Raw genomic sequence first — 13173 nt, forward strand, 5'->3', positions numbered from 1 at the left:
GCAGCCTAACCGTCAAGCGGGTGCGAACACCCGCAGCGCACCCGGACGTACCTCCACGGTCATCGGAAGTGCCCCGAGGCGCTCACCGTCGCCGTAGGCGACGACGTCGGCCGCGGCGATGCTCACCCGCCGTACGCGTACCTTCTCGTAGCGCGGATGTTGGGCCAGGCTGCCGGTGAACAATCGCGGGTAGGACCGGACCAGCTGCGTCTTGCTGATCGGGTGGATGATCGCGACATCGAGCAGACCGTCGTCGATCTCGGCGCCCTCGCAGATGCGCAGGCCGCCGCCGAAGGAGGGCCCGTTGCCGACCGCGACGAGCATCGCCTCCAGCTCGCGTACCTCGCCGTCGAGCTCGAGGGTGAACCGGATCGGCTCGAACCCCATCAGCTCGGCAACGGTTGCGATGTTGTAGCGCATCTGCCCGTGCGGCCAGCGCATCCGGTTGGCACGCTCGTTGACGGCTGAGTCGAAACCCGATGCGATCACGGTCGTGATGTGGCGGCCGAATGCGTGTGCCAGGTCGACTCGCCGGGTACGCCCCGCGATGATCGTGTTAACGGCGGCCCGGGCGTGTTTGCGGTCGAGCGACAGGTGCCGGGCCGCATCGTTACCGGTGCCCGCCGGCACGATGCCGAGTGGTGTGTCGGTGCCGGCGAGCGCGTCGGCCGCCAAGTGCACGAGTCCGTCGCCGCCGATGACCACAACGGCGTCGGCCTCCTGCGCGCTCGCCCGGGCGAGGTCGGCCGCCTCATCGCCGTCGCGGCCTTGGCGTACGCGTACGGTCAGCCCGGATCGTTGAAGCAGCGGAATCGCCTCGGCGGCGACCTTGGCACCTCTGCCCTGGCCGGCGGTCGGGTTGACGAGGACGTCGACATGGCGGATCGGACGGACGGGCATGGGCAGGGAGCCTAACGTCTCAGCTGCGCGCCGCGTAGTCACGCAGCGCACGTAGGAAGTCGATCTCGCGGAACGCGGGCCACGGCGCCTCGCACACGTACAGATGGGCGTGTGCACTCTGCCAGGACAGGAAGTTCGACAGCCGCTGCTCACCGCTCGTGCGAATGATGAGCTCTGGGTCGGGCTGGCCAGCCGTGTAGAGGTGCCGCTCGATGTCTTCGATGGTCAGATCGGCGGCGAGCTCGCTCGGCGACGCGCCGCCCTGTGCACGCTCCAGCATCAGGTTGCGGGCCGCGTCGACTATCTCCTGCTGCCCGCCGTACCCGACCGCCAAGGTAGCGTGGAACCCCGTCGAGTAGTCGGCAGTCGCCTCGACGGCGCCTTTCAACGCCCGTGCGGTCGAGTCGGGCAGCGCGTCGAGCATTCCGGCAGTGTGCACACGCCACCGGTCGTTCTGGGTGGCGAGCCGATGGGCGAGGCCCTTCTCGATGACCTGCATCAGGAAGTCGACCTCTGCGCGACCGCGGCGGTTGAGGTTCTCCGTCGAGCACAGATAGACCGTGACATGGCGAACGTCGACCTTCGTGCACCAGCCGAGCATCTCCTCGGCACGTTCGGCGCCGTACTTGTGCCCAAGGCTCACGTTGGCGAGTCCCGAGCGACGCGCCCAGCGCCGGTTGCCGTCCATGATCAGCCCGACATGCGCCGGGCGCGACCCGGACATGACCTGTCTGCGCAGCCGTTGCACGTACGCCGCCCGCAGCGGCCCTGGAACGCGCACGCGTCAGTCGTCGAGCCGGCTCGGCCGGTCATCGTCGGGGTCGTGCGGGATCTCCAGGTCGGACTGCTCCTCGTCGTCGTACTTGTCGTAGTCGCCCTCGAGCGAGACGCCGCGGCGGCGGTCGATCAGCCGGGCGAGGATCTCCGAGATCAGGAACAGCGCCGTCATCGGCAGCGCGAGGAAAAGCATGCTGATCGGGTCGGTCGACGGCGTCGCAACGGCGGCGAAGACGAACACGCCGACGATGATCCACGGCCGGTACTCCCCCAGCTGGCGGCCCTTGACGACGCCGGCGAGGTTGAGCAGCAGTACGAAGAGCGGGATCTCGAACGCGACGCCGAAGACCAGGAGCATCCGGAGCACGAAGTTCAGATAGCCGGTGACGCTGGTGAGGTTCGAGACGTCGCCAGGGGTGAACCCGATCAGGATCTCGATGCCTTTGGGCAGCACGTAGTAGCCGGTGGCGATGCCGATGGCGAACAGCGGGCCTGCAACGCACGCGAACACGATGCCCCAGCGGCGCTCGTTCGCGTGCAGGCCCGGCATGATGAACGCCCAGATCTGCCAAAGCCAGATCGGCGAGGCGAGCACGAGCCCGGCGACAAGGCTCACCTTCAAGTTGAGGGTGAACGCGTCGGCGACACCCGTGAGCGTCAGCTCTGCATTGATGTCCTCGCCCTCGGCGAGGAGCTGGCTGATGCCCTCCCGGTAAGGCCGGGTGAGGAGGTCGAACAGCTGGTCGTAGAAGAAGAACGCGACGATCGATCCCACAAAGATCGCGAGCACGCCCTTGACGAGCCGATTGCGAAGCTCACGCAGATGCTCGCGCAGCGGCATCGTGCCGTCGGGAGCAGGCTCGGGCTTTTTGCGTCCACGGGGTAGACGCATGCCTAGTACCACCGGTTTGCCGGCGGACTAGTTGGACTGATCGCGGGGTACGACGTTGCCGGTCTTCTCGTCGATGTCGTACGTCGCGCGGGTGCTGTCGCTCGTCTCGATCTCGGGAGTCGACTCGTCGTCGGACTTCTTCTTCGAGTCGTCGTCATCGCCGTCGATGAGGCCCTTCGTCTCCGACTTGAAGATGCGCAGGGCCCGGCCGCTGCCGCGGGCGAGGTCGGGGAGTTTCTTGGCGCCGAAGAGCAAGACGACAACGGCAATGATCAAGATGATCTCGGTGGGGCCGATCTGCCTGAACATGGTCTCCTCGTTACTCCATCGGCGTGGTTGGTGCTGCCACCGTCCAGCATACGCGCCGAGTTGTCCAGACGATGAACGCAACCCGACAGTGGGCTGAGATGAGTGCCGCCGTCACTGGTACGCCGCGAGTGCCTCCCGGGCCTGCGTACCGACCTCCACGGCCAGCGAGTCCGGCTCCAGAACCACCGCGGAGCCGCCCTGTCGGAGCAGCAACCGGCGCAGCCAGGCGAGGTCGCCGACCCGCATGACGACGCGCAGCACGCCGTCGGGACGCTCCTCGATCGAGTCGTTCGGGTAATACTCGGCGATCCAATGCGCCGCCGGTGACAGGTCGATCACGGCGCGCGGCGAGTCCGGATCGGGTTGGAACAGACCGGCGGACAGGTCGCGCGCGGCGACGTCGTGGTCGGCGACCGGTTCGTCGAGCAGCCGGATGTCGGTGACCCGGTCGAGCCGGAACAGGCGTACGTCGTCGGCGCGGTAGCACCACGCCTCGAGGTACGGACGTCCCTCGCCGGTCACCAGCCGCAGCGGGTCGACATCGCGTTCGGTCTGCTCGTCGCGCGACGGTACGAGGTACGACAGATGCATTCGACGACCGCGCGCGATGCCTTCGGTGACGGTGTTCTTGACATCATTCGAGACGTCCTCGACGTGCACCTCGATCGCGCTCGCGGCCGCAGCACCGTCGCCGGCCGCCGACTCGAGCTTGGCAAGCGCCGACTCGATCGCCTCCCGCTCCTCGTCACCCGCGGAGGCACGCAGCGTGCGCAGGGCGACGATCAGCGACAGTGCTTCGTACTTGGTGAGCCGCAGCGGGCGCGAGAGGAACTCGGCGTTGTCGATGTAGACCACACCGTCGGACTCCAACGCGTCCATGTCGACGTCGATCATCTCGCCGGTCACCGCATCGGGCAGCCCGCAGAACCACAGCACGTTCAGGTCGTTGACGATCTGTGACGTCGAGACCCCGAAGTCGGATGCCACCTGGTCGACCGGGATGCCCTCGTGGCTGCGCAGGTACGGCACCAGCGCGAGCATTCGGGTGACCTGGTCTCTTGCCCCGCTCATTCGACGCCACTCCCCGCATGTGTCTTCTCGACCCCGCGCAACCGGTCGACGACGAGCGAGACCAGCTCGGCCGGCTCGACGGCGACCACGTCGGGGCCGTACGACGCGACCTCCTCTGCGAGGGAGTTCAGGCTCGCGTACGGCACCGACAACGTAGACCAGTCATCGGCATCGGTCACCTCCGTCGCGCGCCGGCGCATGCCGAAGGCCGTGCCTGCACGGGCGCGTACGGTCGCGACGTTGTCGGCGGGTGCTGGAAACAGCGCGGACGCCATGGCGCGTACGTCGGCGTCGTCGGGTACGTCGTACTCCCCCGGCGAGCCGGCTGTCGAGACCTCGCCGATGATCCGCGAGAGCCGGAACAACCGTGGGCCTTCTCGGCCGCGGTCGTAACCTGCGAGGTACCACCGGCCGTGCCACGAGACGACACCCCACGGCTCGATCTCGCGCCACGTGCTCTGCTGGCCGATCCGTCCGTACGTGAACTCCACCGGGGTGCGGCTGAGCAGCGCATCCCACAGCGGCTCGAACGCGGGCTCGGAAGCGGCGAGCTGCGGCTCGACGAGGTTCAGCAGGTCGGAGTCGACGGGTACGCCCGCCGCCTTCAGCTTGACCACCGCCGACGATGCCTCCGTCGCCAGGCGAGCGTGCTGCCACACCCGCGCGGCGAGGCCGACGACAGCCGCCTCGTGGGCCTCCAGGGTGATCTCGGGCAGCTCGAACTCATCGCGACGAATCCGGTAGCCGACCTCGTCGTCGAAGAACCTTTCGTTGGACCCGACCTCGATCTCGATGCCGATGTCGCGGAGCTCGTCCTTGTCGCGCTCGAACATCCGGTCGAACGCCTCCGCGCTCTGCCCGTGATAGCCGGTCACGGCCTCGCGGATGCGCTCCTTGGGTAGGAAGCCCCGGGACACGAGCAGCGCGATGACGAGGTTCATCAAGCGTTCGCTCTTGCGTGTGGTCGCCACCGTGGACGTTCCTCCCGTTCCGCCGCGCCGGATCGCTGCGGGTCAGACGTTACACGCCCTGCGCCGCAAGATCGCGGACTCGGTCGCCTACCCTTCGGCCATGATCCGGATGCGCGAAGGTGAAGTCGTCGAGGTGCGGGCGGAGTGGCCCGGTGCCCGTGAGCTGAGCGTCGAAATGGACGGAGATCGGGTACGCGCGCTCGCGTACGTCGATGTCGTCGGCTCGCCCGAGCCCGGCGACCGGGTGATCCTGAACGCGACCGCATTGCTCATGAGACTCGGCACCGGCGGGTACGCGCTGGTGACCGCTCTACCCGACCGGCTGCCCGCGGATCCTCCGCCCGCGCCGGGGCATCTGGTCAAGGCGCGTTACACGCCGTTGCAGACGACGGTGCTCGGCGTCGACGAACAGGACTCCCCCGACCACGCGACTCTGCGCGATGCCGACGACCTCGGCGGGCTGCCGGTGATCGTGGCCGACCTGCACTCCGCGCTGCCCGCGATCCTCGCTGGAGCGCGCGCCGTACGTGCTGACGCGCGGATCGCGTACGTGATGACAGATGGCGGCGCATTGCCGGCCGCGTTCTCGCGTACCGTCGCCGGACTACAAGAGGCCGGCTGGCTGCAGGCAACGATCACCGTCGGGCAGGCGTACGGCGGCGACCTCGAGGCCGTCACGCTGCACTCGGGCCTGCTGGCCGCACGCCACGTGGTCGGGGCCGATCTGGTCGTCGTCGCGCAGGGTCCTGGGAATCTCGGCACCGGAACGCGTTGGGGATTCTCCGGGGTCGCTGCCGGCGAGGCGATCAATGCGGCCGCCACGTTGGGCGGCCGGCCGATCGGGTCGCTCCGGGTGTCGGAGGGCGATGCGCGCGAGCGGCACTACGGCGTCTCCCACCACAGTCTCACGGCGTACGGCCGGGTCGCGATGGCACGCGCCGAGATCGTCGTACCGACACTGCCCGGAGAGTTCGGCGAGCGGGTCCGTGCTCAGGCGGCCGAGCTCGCACCGCGCCATGCCGTCGTCGAGACGCCCTGCTCCGGTCTGCGCGAAGCGCTCGAGAGCACGCCGGTACGCCTGTCGACGATGGGCCGCGGACTCGACGAGGACGCCGCGGCGTTTCTCGCCGCTGCAGCGGCCGGGCGGTACGCGGCGCGCTGAACCGCCCGGCCGACCAGCTACTTCTTGGCGATGTCGAGCACGAACACGAGCGTGTCAGTGCCTTCGATCTTGGCCTGCGGGTTGCCGTTGGGGCCGTAGCCGTCGTCGCGCGGGATCGTGATCAGCACGCGATCGCCCGGCTTCTTGCCGATCAGGCCCTTCAGGAAGCCCGGGATCAGCTGGCCCTCGGACAACGCGAACTCGGCCGGATCGCCTCCGTAGTTGCCGTCGAACTCCTTGCCGGTGCGCCCGTTGATGCCGACGTAGTTCACCTTCACCTTGTCGCCCGCCTTGAGCGGGGTGCCACTGCCCTTGCTGAGCACCTTCGACTCAGTCTTGGCGACGTAGAACGGCTTCTTGAAGCTGACCTTGGGCTTGTCTCCGGTCTTCCCGGTCACCTTGACATCGCCGATGTCACCGGTCGCGGCCGGCTGCTTCGGGGGCTTCTGCAGGTCGACGACGAAGACCAGGCTGTCGGTGCCCTCGATCTTCGCCTGTGCGTTGCCGCCTGCGCCGTACGCGTCGTCGCGTGGAATGGTGATCAGGACGCGGCTGCCGAGCTTCTGGCCGACCAGGCCCTTGATGAAGCCGGGGATGAGCTGACCCTCTTGGAGCGGGAAGTCCACGGGCGTGCCCTTGCCGTTCTTCCAGGACGAGTCGAACTCCTTGCCGGTGCGCCCGTTGACGCCGAGGTAGTTCACCTTCACGGTGTCGCCGGCCTTCACGGCCTCTCCGTCGCCCTGGCTGATGACCTTCGTCTCGGTCTTGTCGACGAACAACGGGGTCTTGAAGTCGACCGTCGGCTTCGCGCCGTACTCGCCACTGACCTTGACGTCATCGACCGTTCCGGTTGCCTTCGGGGCGTCCTTCGTGGGAAGCAGGTCGACCAGGGCGACGACCGTGTCGTCCGGCCCGATGCCTGCCTGCGCGTTGCCCTGCTCTCCGAAGCCGTCTTCGGGGGTGATCGACACCAGCAGCCGGCTGCCGACGGTCTCGCCCTCGATCCGACTCGCCAGACCCGGGATCAGGCTGCTCTTGTCGTCGACCTTCATCGTCTGCGGCTGCGCCGTCTGGCCGGAGAACATGCTGAAGATGTCGCTGCCGGTCGTGCCGTTGTACGCGGCGAGCTGAACGAGTACATCGTCGCCCTTCTTGACCTCCTCGCCCTCGCCCTCGCTGATGACCCGCGTACTCGACTCGTCGACCGAGTACTTGTCGGGGATGTCGACCTTCGGTTCCTTGCCGAAGTCGCCGGTGACCTTGATGTCGTCCGGCGAGCCGGACCCGCCGCCGTCGTCGTCATCACCGCCGCACGCGGTGAGGACAAGCAGCGGAGCCAGGATCAGTACCAGCAGGCGTACGGGCAGCGAACGCACAGGAACCCAACCAATTCGTGAGGAGACGGGGAATGAACAACTGCGCCAGGTTACCCGCCGGTCCTGAGAATGCCATGAACAGGCTTCGTGACCGCGGCCCGCTCAGGTCCTACTTCGAGATGCTGACGATGTCGACCACGAACACCAGTGACTCACCGGCCTCGATCGAGCCGTCGGGTGTGCCGTCGGGGTAGCCGTCTTCCGGAGCGACGGCGATCGCCACGCGGCTGCCGACCTTCTGGTCGGCGATGCCCTTCGAGAAGCCGGCGACGACGCCGTCGAGGGGGAACTCCACCGGCTCGCCGCGCTCGAAGGAACTGTCGAACACCTCGCCGGAGGTGCCGCCGACGCCGTGGTAGTCGACCTTGACCGTGTCGGTGTCCTTCACCGTCTTGCCGTCGCCCTCCGACATCACCTGGACGTCGGTCTCCGACACCTCGAACTTGCCGTCGACCGTGACATCGGGTTCGTCTCCGTACGCACCGGTGACCGTCACGCTGCCGGAGTCGCCCTCCAGCGTGACCTCGTCAGAGTTCGTCGTACCCGAGTCGGAACCGCCGCCACCGTCATCGTCGCCGCAGGCGGTCAGGACGAGTAGGCAGGCGATCAGCAGGATGCAGAGGCGACGCATGGGGCTCCATTCATGGGTGTGCGCGCACACGATAGCGGGCGTACGTATCTCCGGGCCGCGTCGGCCCACGGGCACGGCGCAGGGTCACATGCCGTCGATGAGCTTTCGTACTCGCTCGTCCTGGGAGCGGAACGGATCCTTGCACAACACCGTGCGCTGTGCCTGGTCGTTGAGCTTCAGATGCACCCAGTCGACGGTGAAGTCGCGTCGGCGCTCCTGTGCGCGCCGGATGAACTCTCCGCGCAGCCGCGCCCGGGTGGTCTGCGGCGGCTTCGACTTCGCCTCGAAGACGCGCAGGTCATTGGTCGCTCGCGCCACCGCGCCCTTGCGCTCGAGCAGATAGTAGAGGCCGCGTTCGCGGTGGATATCGTGGTACGCGAGGTCGAGCTGGGCGATCCGCGGGTGACCCCAGGTGAGGTCGTTGGAGGCCCGGTAGCGCTCGAGCATCGTGTACTTGATCACCCAGTCGATCTCGCGCTCGACGAGCGTGAGGTCGGTCGACTCGACCGCCTTGATGGTGCGCTCCCAGAGGTCGAGCACACGGTCGATGGTGGGCGTACGAAGCTCGTAGCGGTCGACGAAGTCGCGCGCCTTGTTGAGGTACTCGGTCTGGATCTCCAGCGCCGACAGCTCGCGACCGTTCATCAGCGTCACCCGGCGGCGACCGGTCATATCGTGGGCGATCTCGCGGATCGCGCGGATCGGGTTGTCGAGGGTCATATCGCGCATCACGACGCCGGCCTCGATCATCCGCAGCACGAGGTCGGTCGTCGCGACCTTCAACAGCGCGGTCGTCTCGCTCATGTTGGAGTCGCCGACGATCACGTGCAGGCGGCGGAATCGCTCGGCGTCTGCGTGGGGTTCGTCGCGGGTGTTGATGATCGGGCGGGATCTCGTCGTCGCGCTGGAGACACCCTCCCAGATGTGCTCGGCGCGCTGGCTCACCGAGAAGATCGCGCCGCGCGGCGTCTGCTGCACCTTGCCGGCGCCGCAGATGATCTGCCGGCTGACCAGGAACGGGATCAGCACGTCGGCGATGCGGTTGAACTCTCCCTGGCGGCCAACCAGGTAGTTCTCGTGGCAGCCGTAGGAGTTGCCGGCGGAGTCGGTGTTGTTCTTGAACAGGTAGATGTCGCCGATGATCCCGTCGTCGCGCAGCCGCTCCTGAGCGTCGATCAGCAGACCCTCGAGGATCCGCTCGCCCGCCTTGTCGTGTGTGACGAGCTCGGAGACGTCGTCGCACTCGGGCGTCGCGTACTCCGGATGACTGCCCACGTCGAGGTAGAGCCGGGCACCGTTGCGAAGGAACACATTGCTGCTGCGCCCCCATGAGACGACGCGACGGAAGAGGTACCGCGCCACCTCATCGGGCGACAGCCTGCGCTGTCCGCGGAACGTGCACGTGACGCCGTACTCGTTCTCCAACCCGAAGATTCGCCGATCCACACGACCAGCCTAGCGGCGCGGACGCATTGTGTGTCGTACGTGACCGCGTTCGTTATGCGTTCAACACAAGGGCTTCGGGAAGAATCTGCGCAAATCGCTCGTAGTCGGCGGGCTCGTTGTACAGCGACGCCGACAGGCGTACGAACCCGTGACCGCCATGCGAGACGATCTGCGCCTCGTACCCGCGCGCACTCAACCGCTCGTACAGCGCGTTAGCGGCGAAAGGGGTCGCGGCCGCCGCGCCCGGCAACGGAACCAGTCGCATGCACGGCGCGGAGACTGCCGGGACGGGGGCGTCGCTGGTCGCCAGACCCGCCCGTACGACCGCCTCCCCCTTGTCGAGCAGGTCGCTGCAGCGCGCCGCGATATCCGGACCTCCGTGGTCGTTCCAGAACTCGACGGCAGCGGCCAGCACGAACCACCCGGTGTAGTCGTCAGTGCCGGTGTAGTCGAACGGGACCGGATACTCCGTGCCGGGCGGCATGCCCGAGGCCAACGGCGCCAGCCGCGAGCGTACGCCCGGAGCCGCCCAGAGCACTGTGGTGCCGCGTGGCGCGAACACCCACTTGTGCCACGTACCGGTCCAGAAGTCGGCACCGGTGTCGGCCGGTCGAGCGGGAACCTGGCCGGGTGCGTGCGCGCCGTCGACGAACGAGTACGCCCCAGCCTCTCGGGCAGCCGCACAGATGCGGCGCACCGGCATCACGGCCGCGGTCGGCGATGCGACCTCATCGAGCATCACCAGGCGAGGGCGAAGGCCGTCGGCGCGTAACCGATCGAGCGTGGCACGATATGCGGACACGACCGTGTCGTCAGCGGCGCCGACCGGGCAGTCGATGATCTCGTAGGACGCTGAGGTGCGCTCACAGGTACGCCGCACCAACTGGTGCACCGACCCGTAGGTCTGGTCGGTCAGCACTATGACATCGCCGGCGGTCAGGCCGTCGTGCGACGCAACCGACGTCAAGACCGTCGCAGCGGCCTGCGTGACGTTGCGGACCAACGCCACGTCGTCGGCCGCAACTCCCAGGAACTCCGCCGCGACCTCTCTTGCTGCCGACTTCAGGCGCGGCACCTCGACGCGGTGGAACCGCATCGGGTTGGCCTCGGCCCGCGCTCGTACGCGAGCCTGCGCCTGGGTAACGGCGCGCGGAACCGCCCCGAACGATCCGTGGTTCAGGTGTACGACCGCCGGGTCGAGGGCGAAGGCATCGCGTGTCACGCCGGTGTGCTCAGGACTCGGCCAGCGCGTCCGCGACGGTCGAATGGCTCAGCCGCTTGAACTTGCGCGGCTGCGGGCGGGTGCGATCGAGCACCGCGACCTCGAGCTGAGTCGCCTCGACCGTGCGCGTCTGGGTGGTGTCGTGGCCGAGCGCGTCGGCGGCGAGCTTGATCGCTGCCGCAAGCGCCAAGCCCTCGGAGTAGTGCTCCTCGAGATGCGACGCAACCTGCTCCACCTGGCCGCCCATCACCGCGTGGCCCTGCACGTCGGCGACAGAGCCGTCGTAGGTGAGCCGGTAGATCTGGTCTCCGTCGGCGGCCTCGCCCACTTCGGCGACGAAGATCTCCACCTCGTACGGCTTCTCGGCGCCCGAGGAGAAGATGGTGCCGAGGGTCTGCGCGTACGCGTTGGCGAGCCCTCGGCCGGTGACATCGCTGCGGTCGTAGGAGTAACCGCGCATGTCCATCAACCGGACACCCGCGATGCGGAGGTTCTCGAACTCGTTGTAGCGGCCAACGGCGGCGAAGCCGATGCGATCGTAGATCTCACTGACCTTGTGCAGCGCCTGAGAGGGGTTCTCTGCGCAGAACAGGATGCCGTCGGCGTACTGCACGACCACGACGCTGCGCCCGCGGGAGATGCCTTTGCGGGCGTAGTCGGCCCGGTCCTTCATCAACTGCTCGGGCGAGACGTAGAAACCGGCGGTCACGGTGGTCCTCTCGTCGTTCTGGTTCGTGGGCTGTGCGCTCAGCGCAGGTCGACTAGACGACCGGCGCAGTGGGGCCGTCGGGACGCTGCATCCGCCCGCCGATCACCTCATCGGCGACCGCGGCGGTCTCGTCTTCGCCCCAACGCCGGAACCCGTCGGCGGTCACCACGGCGACCACGGGGAAGATCCGGCGTGCGACGTCGGGCCCGCCGGTCGCGGAGTCATCGTCGGCCGCGTCGTACAGCGCCTGCACGATCGCCGTGACGGCATCGCGCTCACCCATGTCGTCGCGGTAGAGCTTCTTGATCGAGCCGCGCGCGAAGATGGAGCCGGACCCAACGGCCGCGAACTCGCTCTCCTCGTGGCGCCCGCCGGTCGGGTCGTAGGAGAAGATGCGCCCGGCGTCGGTCGTCGCGTCGTACCCGGCGAACAGGGGGACGACGGCCAGCCCCTGCATCGCCATCGCGAGATGCCCGCGTACCAGCGTGGACAGGCGGTTGGCCTTGCCGTCGACCGACAGCGTTGCGCCCTCGATCTTCTCGTAGTGCTCGAGTTCGACCTGGAACAACCGGACCAACTCGAAGCCGAAGCCCGCCGAGCCGGCGAAGCCGATGGCGGAGTATTCGTCGCCGGCGTGCACCTTGTCGACGTCACGCTGGGCGATCATGCTGCCCATCGTCGCGCGACGGTCGCCTCCCATCACGACGCCGCCGGGGAACGTCATCGCGACGATCGTCGTGCCGTGCGGGATCTGCCCGTCGAGGCCGTCACCCGTAGCCGTACGGGCGCCGGGAAGCAGATGCGGTGCCTCGACGGAGAGGAACTCGGTGAACGAGGAGATACCGGGCTGCATGAAGCTCGTCGGCAGCATCACTGACCGCCCTTCTGCACGAAGCTGCGTACGAACTCCTCGGCGTTCTCCTCGAGGACGTCGTCGATCTCGTCGAGGATCGAGTCGACGTCGTCGTCGAGCTTCTCCTTGCGCTCGGCGACGTCATCGCTCGGCTCGACCGACGGTTCTTCCTCAGCCTCGCTGCTCTTGCGCGGCTGCTTGTGCTGTTGTCCACCATCTCGCGCCACGTCGGATCTCCTTGCCTGCGGGTCAACTGTCGGCCGTCGAGGTGCCGACGTGATGAACACTAGCCCGCATCGGCGACAAGCGGTTGCCGGGGCGCGCAACGTGTCCGACGAATCTCGATAGCGGTGCAGTCGACGGGCGCGTACCGTCCGGGCATGAGCGGCGAGGCAGCAAAACGTCCCCCGACGGCCGAGGAGACTGCCGCGGCTGAGCTGCGGGTCGCCACAGCCGGAACGCTTTGGGACCAGTTCACGTCGGAGCTGCGTCGGTTGGGTTCGGTCGACGAGCGAGGAGCCGAGGGCGTCCGGTTATATGAGGGCGAGGGCTCGGCCGTACGTACGCTCCTGGTCACCCCGCAGTCGCTCCGCGATGTCTTCGTGACCGACGTGGTCATGCGGACCCGAACCGGCGAGCGCGACGTACGCATCCCGCACCTGCCTCAGTGGTTCATCGACGGGTTGTTGGAGGCTGTCGGCGCCGACGAGTGTGCCGCGGACGAGCCGTACCTCCTGCTGCTCGAATCGGGAGAGCTCGCACCGTCGACGCGACCGACGCCGCCGCCCTTGCGCGCACCTGTGGCTCGGGGCGAGCCCGTCTCGGGCGGGCGATGGACTACCTGAGCCCGACCG

At 67.8% G+C, this 13173-nt stretch carries 15 protein-coding genes; 2 read left to right on the forward strand and 13 right to left on the reverse strand.

The window, feature by feature from the left end; genetic code table 11:
- Positions 1–12 precede the first annotated feature (12 nt).
- The 6 genes from MU582_11655 to MU582_11680 form a co-directional block, all read right to left on the reverse strand.
- On the reverse strand, positions 13–900 hold the full coding sequence (locus tag MU582_11655) for a YegS/Rv2252/BmrU family lipid kinase (protein ID UPK73104.1): 888 nt from the start codon (positions 898–900) through the stop codon (positions 13–15).
- A 19-nt stretch (positions 901–919) separates the two neighbouring features.
- A complete protein-coding gene (gene uppS / locus MU582_11660) occupies positions 920–1681 on the reverse strand; it encodes a polyprenyl diphosphate synthase (protein UPK73105.1) in 762 nt (253 codons plus the stop codon).
- A gap of 3 nt (positions 1682–1684) precedes the next feature.
- Positions 1685–2569, reverse strand: a complete 885-nt coding sequence (gene tatC, locus MU582_11665; GenBank protein UPK73106.1) for a twin-arginine translocase subunit TatC — start codon at positions 2567–2569, stop codon at positions 1685–1687.
- A gap of 27 nt (positions 2570–2596) precedes the next feature.
- On the reverse strand, positions 2597–2878 hold the full coding sequence (gene tatA / locus MU582_11670; protein ID UPK73107.1) for a Sec-independent protein translocase subunit TatA: 282 nt from the start codon (positions 2876–2878) through the stop codon (positions 2597–2599).
- 111 nt (positions 2879–2989) lie between these two features.
- The gene (locus tag MU582_11675; protein UPK73108.1) at positions 2990–3949 is read right to left on the reverse strand and encodes a WYL domain-containing protein; all 960 of its coding nucleotides are present in this window, start codon (positions 3947–3949) and stop codon (positions 2990–2992) included.
- Positions 3946–4920 carry a WYL domain-containing protein gene (locus MU582_11680; GenBank protein ID UPK73109.1) on the reverse strand — a complete coding sequence of 325 codons (975 nt, stop codon included), beginning with the start codon at positions 4918–4920 and terminating at the stop codon, positions 3946–3948. The genes MU582_11675 and MU582_11680 overlap by 4 nt, the downstream gene beginning before the upstream one ends.
- Positions 4921–5020: 100 nt before the next feature.
- On the opposite strand from MU582_11680, the gene MU582_11685 reads away from it, so the two are divergent.
- On the forward strand, positions 5021–6082 hold the full coding sequence (locus tag MU582_11685; GenBank protein ID UPK73110.1) for a DUF3866 family protein: 1062 nt from the start codon (positions 5021–5023) through the stop codon (positions 6080–6082).
- A 17-nt stretch (positions 6083–6099) separates the two neighbouring features.
- On the opposite strand, the gene MU582_11690 is transcribed toward MU582_11685, so the two are convergent.
- The 7 genes from MU582_11690 to MU582_11720 form a co-directional block, all read right to left on the reverse strand.
- Positions 6100–7458, reverse strand: coding sequence for an FKBP-type peptidyl-prolyl cis-trans isomerase (locus MU582_11690; GenBank protein UPK73111.1), 1359 nt, complete (start codon positions 7456–7458; stop codon positions 6100–6102).
- 109 nt (positions 7459–7567) lie between these two features.
- Complete coding sequence (locus MU582_11695; protein UPK73112.1) at positions 7568–8089, reverse strand: FKBP-type peptidyl-prolyl cis-trans isomerase; 522 nt, start codon at positions 8087–8089, stop codon at positions 7568–7570.
- A gap of 84 nt (positions 8090–8173) precedes the next feature.
- Positions 8174–9535 (reverse strand): Pup--protein ligase, encoded by a 1362-nt coding sequence (gene pafA / locus MU582_11700; GenBank protein UPK73113.1) that lies wholly within the window; start codon positions 9533–9535, stop codon positions 8174–8176.
- A 52-nt stretch (positions 9536–9587) separates the two neighbouring features.
- The gene (locus tag MU582_11705) at positions 9588–10757 is read right to left on the reverse strand and encodes an aminotransferase class V-fold PLP-dependent enzyme (protein ID UPK73114.1); all 1170 of its coding nucleotides are present in this window, start codon (positions 10755–10757) and stop codon (positions 9588–9590) included.
- A 10-nt stretch (positions 10758–10767) separates the two neighbouring features.
- The gene (gene prcA / locus MU582_11710; GenBank protein ID UPK73115.1) at positions 10768–11466 is read right to left on the reverse strand and encodes a proteasome subunit alpha; all 699 of its coding nucleotides are present in this window, start codon (positions 11464–11466) and stop codon (positions 10768–10770) included.
- Between the two features lie 52 nt (positions 11467–11518).
- Positions 11519–12319, reverse strand: a complete 801-nt coding sequence (prcB, locus tag MU582_11715) for a proteasome subunit beta (protein ID UPK73116.1) — start codon at positions 12317–12319, stop codon at positions 11519–11521.
- Between the two features lie 17 nt (positions 12320–12336).
- Positions 12337–12546: a ubiquitin-like protein Pup gene (locus tag MU582_11720; protein UPK73117.1), complete on the reverse strand. Its 210-nt coding sequence runs from the start codon at positions 12544–12546 to the stop codon at positions 12337–12339.
- Positions 12547–12699: 153 nt separating this feature from the next.
- Here MU582_11720 and MU582_11725 point away from each other — a divergent pair, with 153 nt between their 5' ends.
- Positions 12700–13164, forward strand: a complete 465-nt coding sequence (locus MU582_11725) for a hypothetical protein (protein ID UPK73118.1) — start codon at positions 12700–12702, stop codon at positions 13162–13164.
- Positions 13165–13173 lie beyond the last annotated feature (9 nt).

It is taken from the genome of Nocardioidaceae bacterium SCSIO 66511, from assembly GCA_023100825.1.
Lineage (GTDB): Bacteria > Actinomycetota > Actinomycetes > Propionibacteriales > Nocardioidaceae > Solicola.

Excerpts from the sequence above, each read along its gene's own strand:
- MU582_11655 (UPK73104.1), bottom strand. The coding sequence starts at position 900 with ATGCCCGTCCGTCCGATCCGCCATGTCGACGTCCTCGTCAACCCGACC.
- MU582_11695 (UPK73112.1), bottom strand. The coding sequence starts at position 8,089 with ATGCGTCGCCTCTGCATCCTGCTGATCGCCTGCCTACTCGTCCTGACC.
- MU582_11685 (UPK73110.1), top strand. The coding sequence starts at position 5,021 with ATGATCCGGATGCGCGAAGGTGAAGTCGTCGAGGTGCGGGCGGAGTGG.
- tatC (UPK73106.1), bottom strand. The coding sequence starts at position 2,569 with ATGCGTCTACCCCGTGGACGCAAAAAGCCCGAGCCTGCTCCCGACGGC.
- MU582_11725 (UPK73118.1), top strand. The coding sequence starts at position 12,700 with ATGAGCGGCGAGGCAGCAAAACGTCCCCCGACGGCCGAGGAGACTGCC.
- prcB (UPK73116.1), bottom strand. The coding sequence starts at position 12,319 with ATGCAGCCCGGTATCTCCTCGTTCACCGAGTTCCTCTCCGTCGAGGCA.
- tatA (UPK73107.1), bottom strand. The coding sequence starts at position 2,878 with ATGTTCAGGCAGATCGGCCCCACCGAGATCATCTTGATCATTGCCGTT.
- MU582_11675 (UPK73108.1), bottom strand. The coding sequence starts at position 3,949 with ATGAGCGGGGCAAGAGACCAGGTCACCCGAATGCTCGCGCTGGTGCCG.